This is a genomic window from Erwinia wuhanensis, from assembly GCF_030484085.1.
Classification (GTDB): Bacteria; Pseudomonadota; Gammaproteobacteria; order Enterobacterales; family Enterobacteriaceae; genus Erwinia; species Erwinia aeris.
Map to the genome: position 1 here is coordinate 286301 of NZ_JAUJUH010000005.1, position 25186 is coordinate 311486.

Below are 25186 nucleotides of genomic sequence, written 5' to 3' on the forward strand. Positions count from 1 at the left end.
CATCAGAGCGATGGCAGGGTTTGTCCGCTGGTGGCTTCACGATCGATGCCCATAATATCCAGCAGGTTGTCGACGGCGGAAGCGTAGCGCACGGTGGCGTCCCAGCCGTCGTAAAGCGCGGTCAGACGGCTGCTGTCAGCCTGAAAGACATCCTGCTCAACGCTCAGTAAATCGTTGAGGCTGCGCTTATTTAATTTGTATTCGTCGGCGTAAACCGAGCGGGTGTGAGCGGCGCTGCTCAGCTGCTGCTCGCCTGCCGTCTGGCGCTGCTGCGCGCCAATCATGTCGGCATAGGCGGTGGAGGCGCTCTGATTGATATCCAACTTGGACTGTTCGACGGCGGCCTGGGCCGCTTCGCGGTCGCCTTCCGCCGCGCGGGTTCTGGCGTTGACCAGACCGCCCTGATAAAGCGGCGCTTCTACCTGAAGCTGTAGCTCGTCGTCCCAATAGGATCGGGTGGCGTTTTCATAACGCGTGCGGCCCGCCTGCACTTTGATGGTCGGCCAGTGGTTAGAGGACGCCTGGCGAACGCGTTCGATCGCCGCTTCCTGTTTGGCCTGCGCGCTGCGCACCGCCGCGCTTTTTTCGTAGGCGATCCTGTCCAGCGTGATCTGCTGATTCAACAGCGACTGCGGCAGCTCCGGCAGCGCGCTGGGCACCACGCCGGTCAGCACCGTCAGCTGCGCCAGCGCAGAGCGTTCTGAAGCGCGGTACTGCTCCATCGTCGCGTGCATCCCGGCGATGCGGGTTTCCGCCTGTAGCACGTCCGACTGCGAGCTTAACCCCGCGTCGGCGCGCATATGGGCGATGTCCTTGACATGTTCCAGCGAGGCGACGTTGTTTTTGGCCGCCTCCACCAGTGCCCGGTAGCGTTTGACCTGCAAATAGGCCTGTAGCGTATCCTGCGCCACCGTGGTCATGGTGTCGTAAAGGGCGAAGCGATAGGCTTCAGAGAGGTGATGCTGTTCGTCAATAGCGCCGCCGGTGCGGCCAAAGTCATACAGCAGCTGGCTGAGGGTAATGCCGCCAGAGCCGTTGTTGTTGAGGCTGCCGGAGGAGTCGGTGGTGTGCGATCGTCCACCGGTCGCCGCCAGGGAAATTTGCGGATACCAGGCGCTTTCGGCGGCATCCAGATCGGCCTCGCCCACGCGGATTTGCGCGGCGGCCTCGGAGATTTTTGGGTTGCGGGCAAAGGCCCGGAGGATAGCTTCACGTAGCGTCAGCGTTGAGATTTGCTCCTCGGTGGGAGCGGCACGCCAGTTAAATTCCACTTTCTGCTGCTTTGCTGCCAGCGCATTCTGTCCCACGGTGCCGCACAGCGCGGCCAGGCACAAAGATACCCACACTTTCTTCATCCTGGTCCTCTCTTCCTTCTTCCTTTTTGGTGAAAAAACGGCCGGTGCGGCAACCCCGCGCCGGCCTGTTACGTCAGGCAGTCTGTACCTGTAGATTATGTTGAATTAAGACATCCGCCAGCGTGCCTTCATGGCTTGCGGAGGAATTGTGATAGAGATCAAACTGCTGACCGGCGATCGTCTGCATACCGGCCTCGTTCCAGACGCCGCCTTCGGCGGTGCTCAGCGTCACCGCGCTGCCGTCCGCGCCTTTGATGGTCAGCGCCTCGCTGGCGTTGTCGGTCAGCGCCAGCAGATCCTGTTGCCCCAGCGTAAGGCTGTTGCTGCCGGAGGTGCCGAGGTCGATCGTTTCAACGCTGCCAATCTTCAGGCCCAGCGAGGCGAAATCCAGCGCTTCGTGCGCGCCGTTCAGCACCAGCGTGTCGTGACCGGCGCCGCCGTTCAGATTGCTGAGCAGATTCAACGTGGAGAGCGTAAAGGTGTCATTGCCCTCGGTGCCAGCGGTGGGAGCAACGCTTTCGACGTGGCTGGCTACGGCCGGTTCGCCGCCGGTAGCGCCGCTTTCCGTTACGGCTGCCGCGCTGCTCTCGTGCGCATCCGTGGCGCTGGCGTGACTAACGTCATCCAGGGGATTAGCCTCCGCAAGCAGGCTAAACGTACTTTGATCGGCCGTTTCTACTGTGGCTGGCGCATCCGGCAGAGTGACGCTATCCCGCGTCTCATACCAATGGCCCGCCGCGTCCTGATAGGAGACGTAGAAGCCAGGCGTAGAAGAAATGGAGGTATATTCGCTTACCGGCACCTCGGAGGTGAAAGTGCCGTCCGCCGCCACGTTGATATCATAGTAATTAAGCAGCTCGCCGCCATAAAACGACAGCTTGTCTACGGGGAGCGGTTCGGTCACCGTACCGCTGATAAGGTAGTAAGCATTATCGTCGTGATAAACAACATCTTCTGGCGTCAGCGCGTTAAACGTCAGCACGGGATCGCTACTGTGAAAATGCGACAGCAGCAGGACGTCGCGGCTGGCGCTGGCATTGCCGCCCGCGCTTTCAACGCTGACCTTAAGGTTATAGTAGCCGTCCGCCGTCGCCTCTATATCCGCTGAAGGGATCGTGGCCATCCAGTGATTGGCGTAGACATAGCCAGTATAGGTTTTGTCGGCCAGGGTAATGGTAACTTCGGTGTCCGTATGCAGACCCCAGCTGTCGCCGTGCAGCTGGACATCATTCTGATAGTTGGCGTAATCAACGATATCGTTGATTTCCACCGTATCCATGGTCAGCGTTGGCTGCACGTCCGCCGCATAAAGCTCCACGCTTAGCGACGCGCTGTGTTCATGCCCGGCCGAATCCTGCACGCTGGCGAGTATCGTGGTATTACCGGCGGTCAGCTGCTTAGCGTCGTTCTCGTACAGCCAGGTTGTCCATTCGCCGTTCTGCCCTACGATAACCGAGCCGAGTGCAAGCGAGCCGATGGACACGGTAACCCTGGCCCCCACCTCGCCGGTTCCCCTGATGGCGTAATCATCGGTAAGGATGTTGAGATTGACGCGGTTGTCGTCGGAGAGGCTGTTAATGGTGACGGTCGGCGACGTGCTGCCGCTGTAAAAGTCCAGCGCCAGCGAACTGGAGCCAACGTTTTTCGCCATGTCCGAAATCGTGGCCTGTAGCGTGTAGTCGCCCGCGGTCAGCTGCTGCGCCTGCTGCGGCGTCAGCGCCGCCTGCCAGGTTCCGTCAAAGCCGACCGTGGTGTGCCAGGTCAGCGCGCCCAGCGTCAGGGTCAGCGCATCGCCCGCATCGCCCGTGCCGGTAAAGAGATAATTTTCGGCGATCTGGTTGAGATTGATGTGCGTCCCGTCAGCAGGGGTGTCGATAGCCGTTTGCGGCGTGCTGACGTCGGTAAAGAAGTAAGCCTGGGTGCTACCCGTTTCGCCTTCCGCGTTGCTGGCGGTCACGGTGATCCAGCGCTTGCCGGTATTAAATTCGCTGTGCAGCAGCGTTTCGGTATTCAGATCCAGACGCCAGTTCCCATCGTTGGTCACCGCGGCCTGGTAGTCCACGCCGTTGATATTCACCGTAACCGTCTGGCCGCTGCCGATCGCGCCGGTCGTGCCGACCAGGGCCTGACCGTCAAGCTTTTCACTGCGATTCAGCCAGCCATCGCCAAAAGGCGTATTGATAGTGGGATGCGGCACGGCGGTGGCGGCCAGCAGCACGCCGCTACTGTCTGCTTCAGGCTGGGCAGCTTGGATCGCCTGCCCGGCGGTCGCGGCTGCGGCTGCGGCTGCGGCGGCATCGTCGGCGGAAACACTGTCAACAGCCGCAGCGGGCGTCACCGCGCCGTTGTAAAACGTAATATCCTGCGTCTCCGTGCCAACGTTTTTCGCCGGATCGGTCACGCTGGCTTTCAGCGTATAGTTGCCCAATTGCAGCTGCTGCGCCTGCTGCGGCGTGATGTCTACCCGCCAGGTGCCGTCGAAGCCGACCAGCGTCTGCCAGGTCTGGGTGCCCAGCGTCAGCGTCAGTCCGTCGCCCGCATCGCCCGTGCCGGTAAAGGCCAGGCCGTTTTGCCGGGCGCTATTCAGGTTGATATCCGTGTTCGACAGCGTATCGACGCTGACATGCGGCGTACTGATATCGGTAAAGAAGTAGGCGCCGGTCTTCCCGCTTTCGCCTTCGGCATTAGTGGCGTAGACGTTAATCCAGTGCTTGCCGGTAGAGAAATCAGTGCCCATCAGCTGGGCGGAGGTCAGCGCCAGGCTCCATTTACCGTCGTCCGCCACCGTCGCCTGATAGCGGCTGCCGCTGATATTGATCGCTACCTGTTGACCGCTGCCCGTCACGCCCGTGGTGCCGCTCAGCGTTTCGCTATGGGTTTTCTCATCGTGATTCAGCCAGCCGTCGCCGAAAGGTACGGCAATAGTTGGCTTCGGCGTAGCGGTCGCGCCGCCGCCCGTTTCCGGCGGCGTGGTGCCTGGGTTATCCGGCGGCGTACCGTCCGTTGGGTTCTCTACCGGCGGAACAGGAACCGGCACTTCCGCGCCACCGCCGCCCGTGCCGACCGGCGTCTCCAAATCGGTGGTAACATAAATCTGCTGCTCGAACCAGTTGCCCGCGCCGTCCTGCACGCCCAGCACCAGCGCATTTTGCCCATGCTGGGTATGGATATCCTGGGAAGTGAGCTGCACGCTCCAGCTGCCGTCCGCATTCAGCGTGCCGGTACGGTAGCTTTCGATCTCGCCCTTAACGGCAAACATGGTCAGCGGAAAAGGCGTTTGCATCGTGCCGGTCACGGTGTAGATCGGCTCGCCGTTTTGATAAGTCACGTCGGCCAGCGTCAGCTCATCGGTGGTGACCAGCGGGATGCTGCTGTTGTAGTGGCTGATAAGCAGCAGATCGCGCGTGGCGCTGACGCTGTTGCCGCTGGCGTCGGTGGCGCTGACGGAAAAGGTGTAGCTGCCGTCTTTGATCGCCGCCAGATCGCTGTCACCAACCTGCACCGACCAGACGTTGTTATTGACGTAGCCGGACCAGGTTTTACCATCCAGCGTCAGCTCTACCCGCGTGCCGGAGGCCAGCTGCGTGCTGGTGCCGGTAATTTCGACGCCGTAAACGCCCTCTTTATAGTTAACCGCGTCATCGCCAGAAACCGGATTGATGGTCAGCGTCGGCAGTGTGGTCGAGGCTTCTGCGGTAACAGCGCCGGTGCCAGGCGTTGGCGTTGGCGTTGGCGTTGTGGGAGTGGTGGTGACGGCCGCTGCTACGCTATCAACAGGCACGGCCATATTGTTAACAATCAGCGTGGAATCCACTGTTTCGACGGCTGCCGGCACCGCAGCCAGCGTCGGCGTCAGTGTGACGGTTGTTTCAGCCTCATCTGCTTCGTTTGCGAACAGCGCCTGCTGCTGCGTAGCGCCATCCTGAAAAATCAGCTGGCTTTGCGATTGTGGATCGGTACTAAAAAACTGCTGAAAACGCGAGACGCCGCCATCCTGATGCAGGATCAAATCGCTGCCCTGCCTCTGCCAGGCAGAAACCTGAGAAGGCGCGCCCTGTAAGGTGACGATACTGGGTTCGCTGAGGGTGTAAGCCTGTGAATCGTTTTCGACGAGCAGTGTTTCACCGCTTGCCAGCGACACGATATTGACGCGGCCTGAGCCTGAATACGCCATAAAAATCCCCTTGTGCACCAGTTAAATGAGTAAAGTGACGCCGCGTAAAAGTAAAGATTTACTTTACTTAAAGCGGACATGCAGCGGCCAGCGCCTCAAAAAAGGTGCCAGGCCAGACCCGGTGCTTTCTGGATTTACAAAATAATCCACAACAAGGCTAATGGTAAAAAAAATTTCCAAAAAAAATGCTAACGACAAGGCGAGGATTTTATTTCGCCGGCAAAAAAAAACAGTACCACTCTTTGCCATAACCGAGATTCGGCCCGACTTACCACTTTTTACCTCAATAACTTATCGTCAAAAAAAGGCGAGCAGTCGACGCTGGATAGTGGATAACCTAGTCCGCTAATACACACTTTACTACTGGCGTAAATCTGGAAAGTGGTTCCAAACGGCAATTTTTTCTTATTAATGTCTTTAACGTCACTTTACGCAAAAATGACAAAACCTCGCCATTCTTTATTTTCGTTTATGCTTTTTTTGTTGTTACAAATGATAAACCCTCCTTAACGTTAACCTCCCTGCGCGAGCCATACCGCCCTCGCGCAGGGAAGGTCTTGTTATACCAGATGAACCTGAAGATTATGCTGGATCAGCACATCGCCCAGGGTGTTTGCCGCATCCAGCGCCGAGTTGTGGTAAACGTCGAATACCTGCCCGTCTACCGTACGCTGCGCAGTGGCAGCCCAGGTGCCGCCGTCGCCGTTGGCCAGCGTAACCTGATCGCCGGTTACCCCCTTGATCATCAGATCGTCGGTCTGTTTATCGGTAATATTCAGCGCCTCGTTGAGATCCAGCTTGACGCTGTTGGTGCCGCTTTGCCCTAAGTTGATGATTTCGATATGCTCCACCTTCAGCCCGAGCGTGGTGAGATCCAGCGTCATATGCTCGCCGTTGAGCACCAGCGTATCGGTACCCGCACCGCCATCAATATGCGTAAAGTTCAGCGTATTAAGCGTTACGGTATCTTCGCCGCTGCTGCCCGCGACCGACGCACCCTCTACCGTCTGACCATCCGCCAGCGCCGCGATTAACCCACCGATGCTGTAGCTGCCGTCATCGGCTACGGCGGTCGTAGCGGATGCATCCGCTGTAGCCGTAGTCTCTGTCGTGGTGGTCGCCGCCGCCGTGGTGGTGGCATCTGTCGTGGTGGTGGCATCCGCCGTACTGCTGGCCGTCGCGCTGTCTGACTCGCTGTGTGCCGCGTTCGCCGTCGCCACCTGTGCGGAAGCCGTAGCCACAGAGGCGTTGCCGGCGTCGCTGGTATCCGCAGAGGCGATAGCCGTGGCATCATCCGCCGCCATTGCCAACAGCGCCGTTGCCGCCGCCGCAGAAGAGGTGCCCGCAGCCGGCAACAGCGATCCCAGCAGCAGGGTATTGCTGGTGGTGGCGCGGTTGCCTGCCACATCTGCTGCGGTTACGGTAACGATAGAGTTCAGGCTTATAGAGGTTAACAGGCCGCCGGTGAACTTCACGCTATAGCGGCCAAGCGCATCCGTGGTGGTGGTCTGCGTTGAACCGTTCAGCGTGACGCTCAGCGTAGTGCCCTGCGGCAGGTTCAGCGTGCCGCCGGTCACGGTCAGCCCTGTTACCAGCACGCTGACCAGGCTCAGCACCGGATCGACGCCAATAGCCGGCAGGTTATGGGTAATGGCCGTAAAGGTATTACTGCCTGTGGCGGTGTTGCCTACCACATCGGACACGGTAGCCGTGACGGTATAGCTGCCGTCGGCGATGCCTTTCAGCGTGGCGGAAGGCACCGTGACGCTCCATGCGCCTGTAGAACCCACGGTTGTGGTGTAAAGGTTGCCCGCAATATTAACCGTCACCGTACTGCCGACCGCATTAACCGAGCTGCCGCTGATGGTGGCCGGCGTGTTGGCCTCGCTCAGATTGAGGTAGTGGTCGCCGCCAAACATGGTGCTGTTATTAATAGTCACGCTTGGCAGCGTATGGGTTTTCACCACCGCCGTATCAGTACCGGAACCGGTATTCCCTACCGCATTGATCACGCTGGCGGTGACCGTCGCGTTGCCGTCCGGCAGCGCGGCCAGCGTCGCGGCCGGTACCAGCACGCTCCAGGTGCCGTTCGCGCCGATGGTGGTGGTCAACGTCGAGGTGCCTACGCGCACGTTCAGGATCGAGCCTTCGGCATTAGTAGACGAACCGGTAATCGTCTGGGCGGTTTGCGCATCGACCGCGCTGAGCAGGCCATCGCCAAAGATGCTGGAGATGGTGACCGACGGCGGCGTCTGCGCAATCACAACCAGCTGTCCGGTATTGGTCGCCACGTTGCCGTAGCTGTCCGTTACCGAGGCGTTGACCGTCAGTACGCCGTTCGCCAGCGCACTGAGATCGGCTTTCGGCACATTCAGCGTCCAGCCGCCGCTGCTGTTAACCGGCGCCGTGTAGGTTTTACCGTTCAGCGTAACGGTCACAATGGAGCCGGCCGTAACGTTACGGGCTATACCGCTGATAGTCTGGACGGTGTTGATATCGTTGGCGCTGAGCACGCTGTCCCCAAATACCGTATTGACCGTCAGGGTTGGCGTAGTCTGGATGCCAACCCGCACGCCCGTGCTGGCGCTGGCGGTGTTGCCTACCGCATCGGTAACGGCGACGCCCACGGTAAGATTACCGTCCAGCAACGTGCTGAGCAGAGCAGGCGACACCTGGGCGCTATAGGCGCCGTTCGCACCGACCGTGGTGGTAACAATGGTGTTGCCGAGGTTGATGGTAACGGTCGATCCCGGCGCTACATTGCTGGCCGTCCCGCTGATGGTCTGCGTGACCAGCGATTCCACCAGGTTCAGCACGCCATCGCCGCCAAAGACCGGGTTTAGCGTCACGGTTGGCAGCGTATTGACGCCGACCGTCGCGCCGGCGTTAGCGGTAGTAGTGTTGCCTGCGCTGTCCGTTACGCTGACGCCCACGGTCAGGTTGCCGTCCAGCAGCCCTTTCAATAACGTCGGCGTTAGCGCCACGTTAAAGGTGCCGTCCGCTGCCGTGGCGGTCACAAATTGCGTCCCGGCTACGTTAACCACCACCCGCGATCCCGGCTCGGCATTGGTAATGGTACCGCCGATGGTCTGGCCCAGCGCCGCATCCGCCGCGTTAAGCAGGCCGTCGCCAAACAGCTGCGCGATATTGACTACCGGCGCGGTCAGCTTGGCCACCAGGTTGCCGGTGGTGGTGGCGATGTTGCCTGCCGCATCGGTCACGCTGGCGCCCACCGCCAGGGTGCCGCTGGTCAGCGTACCGAGAATGTCCGGCGTGACCGTGGCGGTAAAGGCGCCGTTCGGCCCTACCGCCGCCTGCACTGTAGAATTGCCCAGCGTCAGGTTAATGGTCGAACCGGCCGCTACGTTATTGACCGTGCCGCTGATGGTCTGGTTAACCAGCGCATCGGCGATATTCAGAATGCCGTCGCCAAAGATTGGGTTAAGCGTAATGGATGGCTGGGCGGTAAAGATGCCGATAGTGGCCGACGTTGACGAGGTGTTGCCCGCCGGATCGGTCACCGAGACACCCAGCGTCTGGTTGCCGGTGGTCAGCGCCGCCAGATCCAGCGGCGGAATAGTCACGTTCCATGCGCCGCCCGCCTGAAGCGTGGTCTGGTAGGTTTTGCTGCCCAGCGTCACGGTCACCGTGGAGCCGACCGCGCCGTCAATGGTGCCGCCAACCGTCTGCGCCAGCGCCGCTTCGGCGATGTTCAGCAGGTTGTCGCCGCCAAACAGGCCGGTGATGGCACTGATGGTCGGCGCTTCCAGAATGGCGGTGACGGTTTCACCCACGGTGCGGGTGTTGCCTGCGCCATCGGTCAGCACAATGTTCAGCGCGGTGTCGCCATCGCTTAACAAACCAAGCAGGCTTGGCGGTACGACCAACGCGAAGCGTCCATCCTGACCGACATCCGCCGTCAGCGTGGTGCCGCCCAGCGTCAGCGATACGGTCGCGCCAATCCCGGCGGAGCTGGCCAGACCGGTAATGGTTTGCGCTACCGTGGTGTCGACCGCGTTCAGGAAGCCGTCGCCGAAGACGGAATCCACCACCAGATTCAGCGCCGCGTTGACCACTTTATTTACCGTCAGCGTGGCGTCGGTGGCGTTGCCCGCGGCGTCGTTAACCCGCAGGCCGAACACCAGCGTGCCGTCGGTGAGGCTGCCCAACACCTCCGGCGTCAGATCAAGGCTGAAGGTGCCGTCGGCATTGACCAGCGCCGTGGCGATCGGCGCGCCGTCACCCAGATAGAGGCCGATAGTCTGGCCTTCGGCACCGCTAGCTGTTCCCGTCACTACCTGAGTGGTCAGGATATCCGCAGCGTTCAATACGTTATCGCCCACCAGCGCGTCCACCGCAATCAGCGGTGCGCCGGTGTCTACGGTAAAGTCGCGCGTAATGGTGCCGGTGTTGCCCGCCGCATCGGTCAGCGTGGCGGTCAGAGTTTGGCCCGCCTGGCCCAGCGCCTGCAAATCACCTGACGGCAGCGTGGCAGACCAGCTGCCGTCCGCCTGAACGATGGCCGTATAGGTCTTGTCATTCAGCGTGAGGGTTACCGCTCTGCCCGCCTCACTGGCGGACGCCGTCCCGCTAATTATCTGGGTAACCGCCGCTTCCGCGCCGTTCAGCACGTCGTCGCCGGCAAAGGCGTTGATGGTGACGACAGGCACGGAGCGATCCACCAGCACCTGGCTGCTTGCCTCCAGCGTAGTGTTCTGATCGGTGGTCAGCGTCGCGGTTACGGTGGCGATGCCGTCGGCGATATTCGCCGCCGTGTTCGGCACGGTGAGCGTCCAGGTACCGTCGACGCTATTGACCACGGCCGTTCCGGCCTGCGCCACGCCGTTGATGCTGACCGCTACGGTTCCCGTCACCGCGCCGCCGCCGTCGACAGGCAGATTAGCGAATGTTCCGCTCAGCGTCAGCGTCGCGCCGTCCGTGCTGTTGATGATGTTGTCGTCGGAAACCGGCGCCAGCGTCAGCAGCGGCGTTGGAGGCGGCGTCAGGTCGACCGTGACCGCAGCGGTCGCGGTGCCCGTATTGCCTGCGACATCCACGACCGAAGCGTTGATGGTGCCGGTATCGCCTGTCGTGCCCAGCTGCGCCAGCGCTTCCGGCGTCAGGTTAACCGACCAGCTACCGTCTGCGGCTACCACGCCGCTCACGGTCGCCGTGCCGATGGTGACCGTCACCACCTGGCCTTCGCCCGCGCCGGTCGTGGTGCCGCTCAGCGTCTGGGTGGTCAGGCTTTCCAGATAGTCCAGCGCCCCATCGCCGGTGAATGGCGTGATGGCGATGGTTGGCACGGACGTGTCGACGGTAAAGCTGCCCGTCGCCGTCGCCGTGTTACCACCGATATCTGCCGCCACCACGGTATAGTTTTGCAGCCCCTGATCCAGCGCGCCCAGCTGCGCCGTGGAGAGCGGCAGCGTCCAGTTGCCGTCTGCATCTACCGTCGCGTCGTAGTTAACGCCGCCCAGCGTGACCGTAACGGCCTGGCCCGCGCCTGCCAGCCCGGTAGTGCCGGTAAGCGCCACGCCCGCAGCCACGTCGGCCGCGTTAAGCCAGGTATCATCAAAAGGCACATCCAGCGTCGGCGTTGGTGCGGTCAGCGCGGCGGTGAAGCCGAGCGAACTGGTATTGATATTGCCCGCCGCGTCAATCACGGTAACATCTACGGTGTGCGCGCCGTCAGCCAACGCGCTCAGCGCCCCGGCTGGTAGCGCCACCGCCCAGTTGCCGTTGGCGTCCACGCTGCCGGTATAAGTAATACCAGCTACATCGATTTGCAGCTGCACGCCCTGATTCGCTCCGGTGACGCCCGTGGTGCCCGCCAGAGTGATAGCCGTTCCCGCCTCGGCAATATTCAGGATATCGTCGGTAAACAGCGGTGAACCGATGGTCGGCTGCGGCAGCGCCAGCAGCGCGTCAAAATCAAGCGTGGCCGTGCTGGCATTGCCTGCGGTATCGGTCGCGGTGACCGCAAAAGTATGGGTGCCGCTGCCCAGCGCGGTCAGCTGTGCCGAAGTCAGATCGAGCGTCCAGTTGCCGTTGGCGTTGACCGTCGCCGTCAGCGGCGCACCGTCGTCGATAGCAACAGTGACCGTCTGCCCCGCCGCGACCAGCCCGGTGTTACCGCTCAGCGTCTGCGTGGTGGCAGCTTCAGCCACGTTGAGCAGGCCATCGGTAAATGGCAGATCGATGGTGACCGCCGGCAGCGCGTTAACGGCGACCAGTGCCGAATCGCCGGCCGTCCCGACGTTGCCCACGGCATCCGTGACCGTCACCGTAATCGGCAGCGTGCCGTCCGGCAGCGCAGAGAGCACGCCAGCCTCCAGAGGCAGCGTCCAGTCACCCGTAGCCGGATCGACGTTCGCCTGGTAAGCGGTGCCGTTGATATCCACGCTAACGGTTTGCGCACCGGTAATGCCGGTGGTGCCCGCCAGCGTCTGGCCCGCTGCCGCCTCAGCGGCGTTTAATATGCCATCGACGAAAGGCTGGGTCAGCGTCGGCGCCGGCAGTCCGGTAACGATAGCGGTATAGGCCAGCGAATCGGTGCTGCTGTTGCCCGCCACATCGGCAACCGTCACGTTAATGGTGTGCTCGCCGTTGCCCAGCGTGGCCGCCAGCGCAGGCGTCAGCGTGGCCGTCCAGTTGCCGTTGTCGTCGACCGTAGTGGCAATGGCGTTGCCGTCGATATTCAGCGTAACCGTCTGGCCTGCGCCGGTAATGCCGGTGGTGCCGTTAATTACCTGATCGACGCCCGCTTCGCCAGCGTTCAGCAGGCCGTCAATAAACGGCGTATTGATCGCGGCCGTCGGCAGCGTCGTGACCAGCACCTCTATGCTGGCTTCGGCCGTCGCCGGGTTGCCCGCTGCATCCGCGCTGGCGACCGTCAGCTGATAGAGCCCGTCGGTCAGGGCGGCAAGCGTGCCTGCCGGCACGGCGGCGCTCCATGTGCCGTCCGCATTGACCGCGCCGGTAAAGGTTTGATCGCCAAGCGTAACCGTTACCGCCGTGCCGACGGCAAGGTTGGTCGCCATGCCGGTCAGCGTCTGTTCTGCCGCCGCTTCGGTCGCGTTGACCAGACCATCGACGAACGGCGTATTCAGCGTCAGCGCCGGCAGCGCATTGACCGCCACGGTCAGGTTGGTGACGCTGGTAGCGACGTTGCCGCTGGCGTCGGTTACCGCCACGCTGAGCGGAGTGGTGCCGTCGCCCAGCGCCGTCAGATCGCCACTGGCGATAGTCAGGCTCCAGTTGCCGTCCGCATCTGCCGTGGTTGCGTACACCTTGTCGTTAAGGGTGACGCTCACCGGCAGGCCCGCATCGGTGGTGCCGCTGACGACCAGACCGGCCGCCGCTTCCGCCGCGTTCAGCACGTTATCCACGCCCGCACTTAACGCCACGTTCAGCACCGGCGCGGTGGTATCAACGGTAAAGTTATCCGCTGTCGTCGCCACGTTGCCCGCCACGTCGCTGCCGCTGGCGGTCAGCGTATTGGCGCCCGGCGTCAGCGCCTGTACCGCAGCAGCCGGCACAGTAGCGCTCCAGTTGCCGTCGGCGTCAACGGTGCCGGTATAGGTCGCGCCGTTCAGCGTTACCGTCACGGTGCCGCCTTCCGGGATGCGCTGGCTGGAGCCGGTGATCAGCACATCGCTCTGCGCTTCCTGATTATTGACCACATCGTCGCTGGTGACCGGATCGATTGAGATAGTCGGCAGGCTGGCGGCCTGGGCGACCACGGTAAACTCCGCGAAATTGCTGCCCGTGTTGCCCGCCACGTCGGCGACCGTGGCGGTCAGCGTTTGCGCGCCGTCGGTCAGCGCGGCAAGATCCGCCGCCGGAACCGTCGCGGACCAGCTGCCGTCCGCCTGCACCAGCGCCGTATAGGCGACGCCGTTAAGCGTGACGGTCACGGTCTGCCCTGCCGTCACGTTGGTGGTGGTGCCGGTAACGGCCAGATCCGCGCCCGCTTCGCTCTGATTAAGGTAGTTATCGCCGCTGATGGCATCCAGCGCCACGGTCGGCTGGCTTGCCAGGCTGGCATCGACCACGACCGTCAGCGCCTGAGTAGACACGTTGCCCGCCGCATCGGTCAGGCTGACGCTCACTGGATAAGTCCCGTCCGCAATGCCCTGAGTGACGCTGGCGGGCAGATTGACCGTCCAGTTGCCGTCGTCCTGCACCGACTGTTGATAGTCGACGCCGTTAAAGGTGACGGTCACCAGCTGGCCCGCTTCGCTGGCTGAAGCAGTGCCCGTAATGGTTACCGGCCCTACGCTTTCCGCCGCGTTGATAATGTTATCGCCCGCGACCGGATTGACCGTCAGCGTTGGCGCAGTCAGATCAACGCTAACAGAAGTCGTCGCGGTGCCCGTATTGCCGATGGCATCTGTGGCGGTCACGGTGATGCCCTGAACGCCTTCGCCCAGCGCCTGTAGCGTGGCGGCGCTGACCGGCAGCGTCCAGTTGCCGGCGTTATCCACCGTGGCGGTGTAGTCCGTTCCGGCAATATTGACCGTTACGGTCTGGCCTGCGCCGGTCGCGCCGGTCGTGCCGCTCAGCGTCTGATCGCTCTGCGACTCGGTAACGTTGATGTAGCTGTCGATAAATGGCGTATCCAGCGTTGGCTGTAGCGCCACGGTCGACAGCGTGATATCGGCAGCGGTTGAAGCCGTGTTGCCCGCCGCGTCGCTAAGGGAAACGGTAACAGGATAAGTGCCGTTCGGCGACGCCTGAAGCAGACCGGCCGGCAGCGCAAGGCTCCAGCTGCCGTCCGCCGCGATGGCGGTGGTGTAAGTCTGGCCGTTCAGCGAAACCGTGACCAGCTGACCTTCTTCCGCGCCGGTGCTGCCGCCGCTGACGGTGATATCCGCCGCTGCTTCGCTACCGTTGACCACGCCGTCGCCCGCCACCGGATTAAGCGTCAGGGTCGGCGCGACGGTATCCACGGTGACCGGCACCGCCACCGTGCTGGCGTTGCCGGCCGCATCGGCTACGGTAACCTGTAGCGCGTTTGCGCCCTGCGGCAACGCCTGAAGTTCAGCGGTCGGGATAGTGACGCTCCAGTTGCCGTTCGCGTCTACAGTGCCGGTATAGGTGGTATCGCCCACCGCCACGGCAACGGTTTGCCCGTCGCCCGTTACGCCAGTAGAACCGGTCAGCGTCTGATCCGTCGCCGCCTGTGCGCCGTTCAGCACGCCGCCGTTAAATGGCGTATCCGCCGCGACCGCAGGCAAATCGTTGACCTGCACGTTCAGCGTAGCGGTGCCGGTTGCCGTAGCACCGCTGGCATCGGTCGCGGTGACGGTCAGCGTGTTAGCACCGTCCGCCAGGCCAGCCAGCGAGGCGGCCGGGATCACGGCGTTCCAGGTGCCGCCGGTGCCGACCACGCCGGTAAAAGTTTGTCCGTTAAAGGTGACGGTCACCGGCGCGCCCTGCGCCAGGCCGGTGGTAGTGCCGGTAACAATCAGCGCATCCTGGGCTTCCGCAGCGTTCAGGTAGCCGTCGGTGCTGAGTGGATCGAGGCTGATGCCCGCCGCCGTGCTGTCCACGGTTACATCATGACTGACGGTGATCGGATTGCCCGCCGCGTCGCTGACCGCCACGCTGAAGGTCGCCGTGCCGTCAGCCAGCGTCGCCAGCGCGGAAGAAGGGATCGCCACGCGCCATGCACCGCTGGCCAGCACGCGCGTGGTGTAAGCCACGCCGTTAAGCGTGGCGGTCAGCTGCTGCCCAGCCTCGACGTTAGTGGTCGTACCGCTGAGATATTGCGTAGTCTGCTGTTCGGCGCCGTTAAGCGTATCGTTGCCGGTGAAAGGATCGACAGAAAGGGTTGGCAGCGCGGCCGCGCTGGCTTTAACCGTCAGCGGGCTGTCGGCGGTTGCGCTGTTGCCTGCCGGATCGGTCACGGTAGTGGTGATCACATAGCTGCCGTCCGCCAGCGCGGCCAGATCGGCTGCCGGCACCGTTACCGTCCACTGGCCATCCGTGCCCACCGTAGTGGTGTAGTCGATGCCGTTCAGCGTCACCACGATAGCGGCATTAGCTTCACCTGTGCCGCTAACAGGCAGATCGCTGCCCTGTTCCGCCGCGTTAAGAATGTTGTCGCCAGCGATAGCGTTAACCGCAACCGCAGGCGGCAGCGTGTCCACGCTCAAGGTCAGCGGAGCAGTCGTCGAGTTGCCCGCCGCATCGCTGACGGCAACGGTCGCCAGGGTATCGCCCTGCGGCAGCGCCTGTAGCACTTCCGGCGACAGAACGATGCGCCAGTTGCCGTCGCCGTCAACGGTGCCAGCATAGGTGCTGCCGTTAATAGCGATGCTGACGTTCTGACCGTCGCCCGTGAGGCCGGTCGTACCGGTCAGCGTTTGCGCCGTTCCCGCCTCGCCTGCATTCAGCGCGCCGTCAGTAAACGGCGTCTCGATAGCCAGCGTCGGCAGCGTGGTCGCTACGTTCAGCGTCGCCTCGTTGGTCACGGCGTTGCCGTCCACGTCAGGCACGCTGGCGCTGACGGTCACCGGGCCTTCAGCCAGCGCCGCCAGATCCGCCGCCGGTACCGTCAGGCTCCACGTACCGCCCGTCGTTACCGTAGTGGTGTAGTCAATGCCGTTCAGGGTTACCGTCACGGTATTGCCTTCCGGCACGTTAGAAACCGCACCGCTCACGGTCAGATCGCCCTGCGCCTCCGTGGCGTTCAGGTAGCCGTCATCGCTAAGCGGGTTAATGGCTACCGAGCTGATATCAGTATTAACATCGAAGCTGCCGCCTGCCGTAACCCCATTGCCCGCCGCATCGCCCACGGAAACGCTATAGGTCTGCGTGCCCGCTGGCAGCGCTGCCAGTACCGCAGCAGGAATAGTGACGCTCCACGCGCCGCTGTCCTGCACCAGACCGCTGTAAACCGAGCCGTTCAGCGTCACCGTCACCACCTGGCCCGCCTGGACGTTAGTGGTGGTGCCGCTGATTGTCTGGCTGACCTGCTGCTCTGCGCCGTCCAGAATGTTGTTGCCCGCAAAATTGTCCAGCGTCAGCGTTGGCAGCGTAGCGGCATCGGCCACTACCGTCAGCGTGCTCTCCTGAGTCGTCACGTTGCCTGCCGCGTCGGCGGTCGCTACGGTCAGGGTGTAGTCGCCGTTGGCCAGCCCGGCCAGATCCGCAGCCGGAATAGCCAGCGACCACTGGCCGTTAGCGCCTGCCGTGGCGGTGTAGTCCGTGCCCTCCAGCGTGACGGTAACGGTTGAACCGTTCTCTGCCGTGCCGCTAACGGTCAGCGGCTGCGCCTGCTCTTCGGCGTTCAGGATACCGTCGCCGCTCAGCGGATTAACCGTCAGCACAGGCGTGCTGACATCCACAACCAGCGCGCTGGTTTGCGTGACGGCGTTGCCCGCCGGATCCGTCGCGGTGACGGTGACCGGATAGCTGCCGCCGGTTAAAGCAATAGTCGCCGTCGCGGGAACCGTAACCGTCCAGTTGCCGTCGCCGTCTACGGTGGCGGTATAGACGCTGCCGTTCAGTGCCACGCGCACGCTGTCGCCCGCTTCGCCGGTGCCGGTAATAGCCAGCGGCTGACCCTGTTCGGCGGCGTTCAGGAAGTTGTCTTCAGCGATAGCCGCGACGGTCAGAACTGGCGCAGCGGTATCTATGGTAATGGCGTGAGGCAGCGACAGGCTGCCGCCGCTGGCAGGCGAGGCGGTGACGGTCAGGGTGTAATCACCGTCCGCTACGCCCGCCAGCGCCGCGGCCGGGATCGCCGCGCTCCACAGGCCGTTTGCGCCCACGGTCGCCGGATAATCCGTGCCGTTAAAGCTTACGACTACCGTGCTGGTGTCATCAGGCACGCTGCCGGTCACGGTAAAGCCCTGGGCGGCTTCGGCGGCGTTGATTAAATCATCGCCGGAAACGGCATTGATAATCAGGGTCACGTCTACCGCCGTATCCAGCGTCAGCGTGGTGTCCTGGCTCGCGACGTTGCCCGCAGGCGAGGTCGCCGTTACGGTCAGCGTATTAGCGCCTTCCGTGAGGTTAGCCAGCGTGCTGGCCGGTACGCTAATCGTCCACTGTCCGCCAGTGCCGACGGTAGTGGTATAGGTAGCGCCGCCCAACGTAACGGAGATAGCGTCGCCTTCGCTGCCGCTGCCGGTAATGTTCTGCGCCTGGCCCTGCTCGACCTGGTCAATGGTGTTGTCGCCGGTGACCGGATCCACCGTAAAGGCTGGCGTCGCGGTATCCACGGAAAGACCCAGGTTTTGCGTAGCGGTATTGCCAAAGGCATCGCTGGTGCTGACCTGAAGCGCATAAGGGCCGTCGGCCAGCGCCGCCAGATCGGTCGCCGGAACGGTTACGCTCCAGCTGCCGTCCGTATTGACCGTGGTGGTATAGGTTACGCCGTTCAGCGTAACGGTAACGTCATTGTCAGCCGTGCCCGTGCCGCTGATAGCCAGCGCTGCGCCCTGCTCGTCGGCGTTGATAATGTTATCGCCGCCTGCGACCGGATCCAGCGTCAGCGTTGGCAGCGCAGTGGCCACGGTGATAACTGGCGCTGGCGTAATGGCGGAAACGTTGCCCGCCACGTCGGTGACCGTCACCGTCACGGCAGACTGTCCCTGCGGCAGCGCCTGAAGCACCGCTGGCGCCAGATCCAGCGTCCAGACGCCGGAGCTGTTAACGGTGGCGGCATAATCGGTGCCGCCGATGTTGACCGTTACGGTCTGACCAACGCCTTCCTGCCCCGTGGTGCCGGTCAGCGTCTGCGTGACGCCCGCTTCCTGGCCGGTCAGGGTGCCGTCAATAAACGGCGTTTGCAGCGTGGGATCCGGCACGCGATCAACGTATACGTTCAGCGTGTTTTCACTGGTCACGGTATTGCCGTTTTGTGCGATAACGCTGGCCGTCGCGGTTTGCGGCCCTTCTGCCAGCGCCTGCAAATCTGCTGCCGGGATAGTCGCCGTCCAGCTGCCGTTTGCCGCTACGGTGCCGGTGTAGGTTTGGCCGCCGAGCGTAAAGGTGACCGTGCTGCCAGCCGCCACGTTCGCCGTAGAGCCGGTAACGGTCAGATCCGTCTGCGCCTCAAGCGCGTTCAGATAGCCGTCGCCGCTGAGCGGATCGAACGCCACGCTGCTGAGCGTACTGTCGACGGTAAAGGTTTTGGCAACGGTGCTGCTGTTGCCTGCCAGATCGGCCACGGTGACGCTGAGCGTCTGCGTGCCGTTGGCCAGCGCGCTCAGATCGGCGGCCGGGATCGCCACCTGCCAGCCGCCGCCGGTTTGTACCGTGGTTACGTAATCGGTGCCGTTAAGCGTTACGGTGACCGTTTGCCCCACTTCCGCATTGGTTACCGTCCCGCTGAGCAGCTGGTCGGTCTGCTGTTCCGCGCCGTCGATAATATTGTTAGCGGTCAGATCGTTAACGGCAATAACCGGCGCGCTGGTATCCACCACCAGCGGCGTGCTGGCGGTGGTCACGTTACCGGCCGCATCGCTGGCGGTAACGGCAAGCGTATAGTTACCTTCCGCCAGCGTATTTACCGCCGTGTTGGGCACGGTCAGCGTCCACTGACCGTTAGCGCCAACAATAGTGTTGTAAACGGTGCCGTTCAGCTCGACGGCGATAGTGTTGCCGGTTTCGCCCGTACCGCTGACCACCAGCGGCTGGCTGGTGTCGGCAGCGTTAAGATAGCCATCGCCAGAGACGGGGTTCACCGTCAACGCTGGCGGCGTCAGATCCACATCCAGCGTGCGGGTCAGCGCAGAGACGTTGCCTGCCGCATCAACCACGCTGACCGAAACAGGATAGCTGCCGTCGGTTAACGCCAGCAGCGCCGCCGCCGGCAGCTCAATGCTCCAGCTGCCGGTGCCGGTCACCGTCGCGGTATAGGTGGTGTTGTTCAGCACCAGCGTGACCACGTTGCCCGGCTCGCCGTCGCCCGTTACCGTCAGCGCCTGGCCCTGCTCCGCCAGGCTCAGGCGGTTATCTTCCGCCAGCGCATTCAGCGTCAGCGTCGGCGTTGAGGTATCTACGGTAAAGGTATTGGTCAGTGAAGAAGTATTGCCAGCCGGATCGGTGGCGGTCACGGTCAGCGTGTTATCGCCCTGCGGCAGGCCTTGCAGCACCGCATTGGGCAGCGTGACCGACCAGTTGCCGTCCGCATCCACGTTTGCCGTATAGGTGATGCCGTTCAGCAGCACGCTAACGGCCTGGCCGCTGCCGGTAATGCCGGTCGAGCCGGAAAGGGACTGGTCGCTGAGCGCCTCCGTGCCGTTCAGCGCACCATCGATAAACGGCTCGTTCAGCGTCACGGTAAAGTCTGGATTAATAGCGGAATCCAGGCTCTGCGTGGTAGCGATCTGGTTGCCGTTAACGTCGGTCGCCGTCGCGGTGATCGTCTGGTTGCCGTTAGGCAGGCCGCTCAGCGCGCTGGCCGGAACGGTCACGCTCCAGCTGCCGTCATTATTGGCGGTGGTTTCATAATCCGCATTGTTAAAGCGCACCAGGATGCGCGCACCAAAGGCGACAAAGCGGGTGCTGCCGTGGATCACCAGCGGGTTTTGCGCTTCAACGGTGTTGATAGCGTTATCATCGCTGATGACGCCAATAGCAATTGAGCTAAAGGTATTATCGATGGTATAGCCGCTGGTCGCCGTGGCCGGATTGCCCGCGACGTCGGCTACATCAACGGTAAAGGTTTGCGTGCCGTTGGCCAGTCCGTAATAGGCCGTAGCCGGCACCAGCACGCTGTAGCTGCCGTCCGCCTGTACGGTACCCGTATACTGCGCGCCGTTCATGGTCAGCGTAACGATCTGGCCTGCCTGAACGTTGGTCGTGGTGCCGGTAACCAGCTGATTGAGATCCTGCTCCGCGCCGTCCAGCACGCCGTCGCCCGTGAAGGCGTCTACGGCGATTGTTGGCTGCGCGCCCGCGCCCGCCACTACCGTCAGCGGTTGCAGGCTTGACGTAGCGTTGCCCGCGCTGTCCGTGGCCTGCACGCTCACCGCATAGGTGCCGTCCGTCAGCGCATTGACGTCGCCAGCAGGCACGCTGACGCTCCAGTTGCCGTTGGCGTCGGACACGGCGTTATAGGTAACGTTATTAAGCGTAACGACAATCGCCGATCCCGCATCGGCCGTGCCCGCTACGCTGAGCGCGGCGTCGTGTTCCGCCGCGTTCAGATAGCCGTCGCCGGAAACCGGTGCAATGGTCAACGCAGGCGTCGCGGTATCCAGGGTTACCGGCGTCAATGAGGTGGTCTGGTTACCGCCCGCGTCCGTAGCGGTCACGGTAATATCATATTTACCGTCCGGCAGCGACTGTAGTGCGGAAGGCGAAATCGCCAGGCTCCAGTTGCCGTCCGCATCTGCGCCGGTTAAATAAGTGACGCCCGCCAGCACTATGCTGAGCGTGCTGCCCGCTTCCGCCGTGCCGCTCACGGTCAGCGGCTGGTTCTGCGCCTGCGCGTTAATCACGCCGTTATCGCCCGGAATGGCGACGTCCAACGCTGGCGCGGCGGTATCGACCACGATTGGCGTGGTTGAGCTGGCCGTATTGCCCAGCGAATCCGTAACGGTAACGACAATATCTGCGGTGCCGTCCTGTAGCGAGGCCAACGCCGGCGGCAGCAGCGCCACGCTCCAGCTGCCGGTAAGGGTATCGACGGTAGCGGGATAACTTACGCCGTCAACGGTTACCGTTACCGCCTGATCCGGGAAGTTGACGCCGGTATTGCCCGTCAGCGTTTGCGCCGCCGTGCTTTCAGCCGCGTTCAGCACGCCGTCGCCAAACGGCGAGTTAAGGATAATTTCTGTCGGGAACGAAGTACGCACGTTCACGTCGCTGGTGCCGGCGATCGGATTGCTGTTGGCGTCCGTGCCCGTCACGGTAACGGCATAGCTGCCGTTGGCAATGCCGGTCAAGGCGGCGGCAGGCACGGTTACCGTCCAGCTGCCGTCCGGATTAACCGTAGAGGCGTAATCCACGCCGTTAAAGGTAACCGTCAGCGGCGTGGCGGCGGCAAGGCCAGCGCTGCCGCCGCTGATAACCAGATCCGCCTGCGCTTCTGTCGCGTTAATAGCGTTATCGCCGCTGACCGGCGCAATAGCCAGCGCGGCCACGGTGTTATCGACGGCCACCGCAAAACTGCCGGTCGCGTTGCCGGTATTGCCCGCCGCATCGCTGACGCTAACGGTATAGTTTTGCGTGCCGTTCGCCAGCGCCGTTAGCGTGGTCGCGGGCAGCGTGATATTCCAGTTGCCGCCCGGCTCAATGCTGCCGGTAAAGATTGTGCCGTCTGCCAGTTGCAGGGTCACGGGGCTGCCTGGGGCAACGTTAGTGGCCGTCCCGGTCAGCACCTGATCGACCGTGACTTCTGCGCTGTTCAGCGAGCCGTCGGCGGTGAGTTCATTAACCGTCACGATCGGCGTGGTGGTTGCATAGGTTACAGTGGTATAGGTCTCGCTGGCGTTACCGGCCGCATCGGTGGTAACGACGGTGACGACGTAAGTGCCGTCAGCAATGGCGGCCTGGCTGTCCGGGCTTAACGTCGCCGTCCAGGCGCCGGTAACCGGGTCGACAGTGGCGGGCACGTCAACGCTGTCAAAACGCACCAGCACCGTGCTGCCCGGCTGGGTGGTGCCGGTAATAACCAGCGGCTGACCGACTTCGCCCGCATTCACATAGCCGTCACCGCCCAGCGGATTAACCGTTGCCGTCGGCGGCGTGGCGTCCACGGCCAGCGGAATATTTTGCGTGGTGCTGTTGCCGTAACCGTCGGTAGCGACCACGCCCAGCGTGTAATCACCATCGGCAAGCTGTTGCAGATCGGAAGCCGGAATATTCACGTTCCAGCTGCCGTCCGGGTTAACGGTGGTGTTATAGGTCACGCCGTTCAGCGTGACGGTGACGCTCTGACTGTCAGCGCTGACGCCGCTCAGGATCAGCGGCTGGGTTACATCGTCCTGGTTCAGCGTCGCATCCGGTGGCGTAACGGTAAGAGCTGGCGCGGCGGTCGCTACGTTTACCGGCGTGGTCGAGGTGCTGCTGTTGCCTGCCGGATCGGTAATCACTACGGTGATATCGTTGCTGCCCTGCGGCAGGTTTTGCAGCGAGCCGGCCGGCAGCGTCACGCTCCAGCTACCGTCGTTGTTGACCGTGCCGGTATAGTCCGTGCCGCCTATTGTCGCTGTGACCGACTGGCCTGCGCCCGCCACGCCGGTATTGCCGGTCAGCGTCTGATCGGCGCCCGCTTCACTGCCGCTGATAACGCTGTCGCCGAAGGGCACATTAAGCCCGGCGTTCGGTTCGGTGGTAATAACGTTAAGCGAAGCGGCAGAGCCATTTTGTACGACGGTGCCGTCCGCCAGGGTGGCTGACGCGATAATGAGATTCTGACCCTGCGACAGCTGTTGCAGATCGGCGGCGGGGATGGTGGCGCTCCAGCTGCCGTCTGCCGCCACGGTGGCAGTATATTCGCGCCCGCCCAGCGATACCCGGATAACCGTGCCGGCAGGAAGATCGGCTGAAGAGCCGGAAACGGTGAGATCGGACTGCGCTTCGGTAATACTGAGATAGCCGTCGCCGCCCGGCGCATTAACGCTAATGCTGCCGATGCCAAAGGCTGGTACGGTGAAATCGTGCGTGGTGGTTGCCGCCGCGCCCGCCGCATCGGTAACGGTGGCGGTAATGGTCGCGGTGCCCGCCGCCAGCGCCTGCACGGCCGCAGCCGGAACGGCCACGCTCCACGCGCCGCTGCCGTCAACGGTGGTGGTGTAGGTTTGCCCGTTCAGGGTAACGGTAACGGTCTGGCCCGGCTGCACGTTGGTGGTGGTGCCGCTGATGCTCTGCGCCTGCTGCTGCTCGCCGTTATCCAGCACGTCGTCGCCCGCAAAGGCAGCGATGGTGATGGCCGGTACGGTCGCCGGGGCGTTAACGGTGAAATCGTGCGTGGTGGTTGCCGCCGCGCCCGCCGCATCGGTAACGGTGGCGGTAATGGTCGTGGTGCCCGCCGCCAGCGCCTGCACGGCCGCAGCCGGAACGGCCACGCTCCACGCGCCGCTGCCGTCAACGGTGGTGGTGTAGGTTTGGCCGTTCAGGGTAACGGTAACGGTCTGGCCCTGCTGCACGTTGGTGGTGGTGCCGCTGATGATCTGCGCCTGCTGCTGCTCGCCGTTATCCAGCACGTCGTCACCTGCAAAAGCGGCGATAGCGATGGAAGGCGTGGTCGGCGTGACCGCACCGGCCTCTACCGTAAAGATTTCAGCGGTGGTCGCCGTGGCGCCTGCATTGTTGGTCACGCTGATGGTCAGCGTATTGCTGCCTTCCGGCAACGTAGCCAGCGCGGCGGCCGGTAAGGTGATGCTCCAGCTGCCGTCTGCCCCGACCGTGGTGGTATAGGTCACGCCGTTGAGCACGACGGTAACGGTGTTGCCCGCTTCCGTGCCGCTGGTGGTGCCGTTCAGCGTCTGGTCAGAATTTTTTTCCGCCGTCGACAGGGTATTATCGCCGGTTAACGGATTGACGGTAAGGGATGGCGCTACTGTCACTGCATCATCACCGCCGCCACCGCCACCGCCGCCGCCCGCCAGTGCGGCGACGCCTGCTGCGCCAAGACCAAGCGCGCCAATACCTGCGGCGGTGATAACGCCGGTGGTAGCACCGGTATCAGCCAGCAGCAGCGGTTCCAGCGAGCCAAGCGACTCATACTGTGGCGTAATCGCTACCACCGCCTGCGCATCGGCGAATTCGTTGGTGACCGGGAAGAGTGCGTGCTCAGGCGGATTGACGCCGTCATCAAAAACCAGCTCGCTGTGATCGCCGTCAACGTCATCCAGGAAGAATTGCTGATAGCGTTTAACGCTGCCGTCACGCATGTGGACGATGAGATCGTTACCCTGGCGTTCGAACTCGGTCACCATGGCGCGGGTTCCATGAATGCGGACTACGCTGGGTTGATTCAGGAGGATGGTATTGTTGGAATTCCCTGCTGCGACCTGAGAAAGAATGCTGCCATCGTCGCGCGAAAGTATTTCCACGCTGCCATCAGTAAGCTGAGCCATAGTAACCTCGTGTACACCAGACATTGGATGTTTCGCACGTAAACATGAAGAAAACCTTCAGCTTTACGCGCAAAGTAATAGATCGCCTTACCCGAGGGCAGGCGGCTTTACCTGGTGCAACGACATTTCCGGACGGCGTAGAAATGTTAAAAACAATCTAAAAAGAGGCGCTGATACGCTATTTTTTTTAACTTTTATCTTTCTGATAGTATGAAAAACCCCGCCACTCGCCTTGATTAATATTTATCGACAGGATAAACATAATTTATAATTTGACTTAGTTTACAATTCTGGAAACTGTCAACTATCAAGTAAAATTGATGAAATAACGCATTAATAAATTGATTTAACTTAAGGAATTTTTTTAAGGAAGTGTAAAAAATGTAACAGCTTCCAGAAAACTTTCTGCCGCTGCTGCGGCTCGTTTTTTTTGACCGCGCGCAAATTTTCATATCAGCGTGCAGAAATCGGCAAAGGCAAACGGCAGGGGCAGTACAAAAAAACAGCAAGAGCGTAAAGCGGAGCTAAAGCGCGTCAAAACATTTTTTTTACCTCCAGCCAATGATTTGAGTTAAGCGAAGATCGCGCGCTATCCACCAGGAGTTATC

At 62.1% G+C, this 25186-nt stretch carries 3 protein-coding genes; all 3 read right to left on the bottom strand.

The genetic code is table 11. The features are described from left to right. Positions 1 to 2: 2 nt before the first annotated feature. The 3 genes from QZH36_RS14155 to QZH36_RS14165 all read right to left on the bottom strand — a co-directional run bounded on the left by QZH36_RS14155 (position 3) and on the right by QZH36_RS14165 (position 24578). Positions 3 to 1355, bottom strand: a complete 1353-nt coding sequence (locus QZH36_RS14155) for a TolC family outer membrane protein (protein WP_253459848.1) — start codon at positions 1353 to 1355, stop codon at positions 3 to 5. 73 nt (positions 1356 to 1428) lie between these two features. Next, complete coding sequence (locus QZH36_RS14160) at positions 1429 to 5529, bottom strand: BapA/Bap/LapF family prefix-like domain-containing protein (protein WP_301730494.1); 4101 nt, start codon at positions 5527 to 5529, stop codon at positions 1429 to 1431. Between the two features lie 560 nt (positions 5530 to 6089). Next, a complete protein-coding gene (locus tag QZH36_RS14165; RefSeq protein WP_301730495.1) occupies positions 6090 to 24578 on the bottom strand; it encodes an Ig-like domain-containing protein in 18489 nt (6162 codons plus the stop codon). Positions 24579 to 25186 lie beyond the last annotated feature (608 nt).

Excerpts from the sequence above, each read along its gene's own strand:
- QZH36_RS14165 (WP_301730495.1), bottom strand. The coding sequence starts at position 24,578 with ATGGCTCAGCTTACTGATGGCAGCGTGGAAATACTTTCGCGCGACGAT.
- QZH36_RS14155 (WP_253459848.1), bottom strand. The coding sequence starts at position 1,355 with ATGAAGAAAGTGTGGGTATCTTTGTGCCTGGCCGCGCTGTGCGGCACC.
- QZH36_RS14160 (WP_301730494.1), bottom strand. The coding sequence starts at position 5,529 with ATGGCGTATTCAGGCTCAGGCCGCGTCAATATCGTGTCGCTGGCAAGC.